A 2,263-nucleotide genomic window follows, 5' to 3' on the forward strand; every position below is an offset into this window, starting at 1 on the left:
AAAGTTAAAAGACCATACAAAAGCTACCAAACTTACCTTCATTGGTAAGGAGGCTGAGAAAATACAATATTCTTCTGATGAAGTGTCAGCGTTTAATTATAATGGTGTGGTATTTGAAAGTCATTATGCACCTGTTAGCTTTAACTCAACCAATTTAAATGACAAAGACAAAAGTCAGCGCAAATACTTTTGTATTACTACGGTTGAAGGTAGATTTAGTCTTTTGAAAATCGATGAATATGGCGTGCAAGACAGGTTTTTGCTTAAGTTCCCAGATGGCAGACTAGTTTATTTGCCACCTGGTAGAGTTCATAAAATGGATACCCACTCTGGTATCACTAAAGGAGCTCCAAATTTTAGATATTTCGCGGTTCTTAAATCAATCATTTGGGAATGTGAAGAAGTAGTGGAACAGCTATACAAAACGGGTTATAACGAAAAGGATTTAACTTCACTAATTCACGAATTCAACTTGAATTGTACATCGGAATCCACAAGACTAGTAAAAAGTATACAGCAGCCATCTGTAAGTGGAGTTTTTATTAAAACAGGGTTAAGTAATTCTTCGTTATTATTTGAAAAAGCAGATTTAATACCAATTGACTTATACGAACTAGCACAAATTGAATTTGAAAACCAAAGGAATCTATCTTTCGGGGTAGGCTATATTTTAATGAGGTCAAAGGATGCAATTACATCCTTTGAAGTAGAAACAGTCTTTACAAGGATCTCTTTTCAAGAAGCTTTGGTTTCAGAAATAAATTTAGATCACTTGACCTTGGGATTAAATGCTAGATTTCATCCAATGAGATTAGGTGGTATTATGCCATATTTTAAATTGGGAATAGGCTCAGCAATTTTTACTTCAAAGAATGATATTTTCGTTGATGTTCAAAACTCTAATACAGGAAATACATTCGACAATGTAGCTACCTTGTCAGTTGATGATTACAACTCACCGTCCTTCATTTATAAGGCTGCAATTGGAACTAGTTTTGTTAAAGATTCAGAAATAGGAGTTGAATTAGCATATGTCTCATTTTTATCACAAATGTTTGAGAACATTACTACCCGCTCAAATAGTATAGGGTTGAATATACTCTACAAGTTCTAATTGAATGAGGTCAATCTCATTAACCTATTCACAGCTAATTGATCAACTCGCGAAAATCCACCTTAAACAAGTATTCACAAGTGCAAAATAAAACTCGCAGCTAACAGCTCACAACTCGAAACTTAATATTTGCCCTAATCAAACCTAAGCAGTAGTTTTAGACTATGATCAAAATAGTTGCACTTACAGGAGCAGGTATCAGTGCTGAAAGTGGTATTGCCACGTTTAGAGATGCCAATGGTTTATGGGAAGGCCATGATGTGATGGAGGTAGCCTCACCGCAAGGCTGGGCCAAAAATCCGGAGTTGGTGTTAGACTTTTATAACCAACGCAGGAAAGCAGCTTTAACGGCAGAACCAAATGCAGGTCACGAAGCACTGGCAAAGTTAGAAGAAGATTTTGATGTTACAGTGGTTACTCAAAACGTAGACAACCTACATGAGCGAGCTGGTTCCTCTAATGTGGTTCATTTACACGGACAGCTGTTTCAGTCCAGAAGCTCTGTTGACGAAAACTTGATTTATGAAATGGAGGGTTGGGAGCTTAACTTAGGGGATACGTGTGAGAAGGGCTCTCAGTTACGACCTAATATTGTATGGTTTGGAGAGATGGTACCAATGATGGAAGTAGCAGCCAGGGTGACTCAGGAGGCTGATATTTTTATGATCGTTGGCACATCGCTGGCAGTTTATCCGGCAGCGAGCCTCATTGATTTTACTCCGCATGATGCCAGCGTCTATCTCGTTGATCCGAAATTGCCTCCTATGCAGCAAAGAGATAATCTATATATGTACCAGGAAAATGCCTCGACAGGAGTGGAGAAGGTGAGGCAGGAATTGATGAAAATGTATAGATAACATTAGCCCTCAGTTTATAGCTTCATTCCTCTCAACTCATAACTCGTAACTCTCAGAGCTTCGCTATTTCTCTGTCCATTTTTCTAAAAACTTCCTAAAAGACTTTGAGTCATATTTGGCCATACCCACTAGGAGTGGAGAAGGTAAGGCAGGAATTATTGAAGAGGCATTTGAGTTAAATTCCCATCGTTTTTCACAGTTTATTTTACATATAAAGATTGCCTCGCTTAGTTCGCGAATACCCAAAGTTTTTGAGGTTAAGATTCGTCAGACCACTCAAAGTGGTCAGACG

General features: G+C 38.0%; 2 protein-coding genes. Both read left to right on the plus strand.

Annotated features, from left to right (window positions below; genetic code table 11):
- A partial coding sequence (locus E1176_RS20410; RefSeq protein WP_185152564.1) for a hypothetical protein occupies positions 1-1,114 on the plus strand: 1,114 nt, incomplete at its 5' end.
- A gap of 164 nt (positions 1,115-1,278) precedes the next feature.
- The gene (locus E1176_RS02120) at positions 1,279-1,971 is read left to right on the plus strand and encodes an SIR2 family NAD-dependent protein deacylase (protein ID WP_155208926.1); all 693 of its coding nucleotides are present in this window, start codon (positions 1,279-1,281) and stop codon (positions 1,969-1,971) included.
- Positions 1,972-2,263 lie beyond the last annotated feature (292 nt).

It is taken from the genome of Fulvivirga aurantia, from assembly GCF_009711475.1.
Classification (GTDB): Bacteria; Bacteroidota; Bacteroidia; order Cytophagales; family Cyclobacteriaceae; genus Fulvivirga; species Fulvivirga aurantia.

Coding starts and splice junctions, on each gene's coding strand:
- E1176_RS02120 (WP_155208926.1), top strand. CDS start 1,279: ATGATCAAAATAGTTGCACTTACAGGAGCAGGTATCAGTGCTGAAAGT.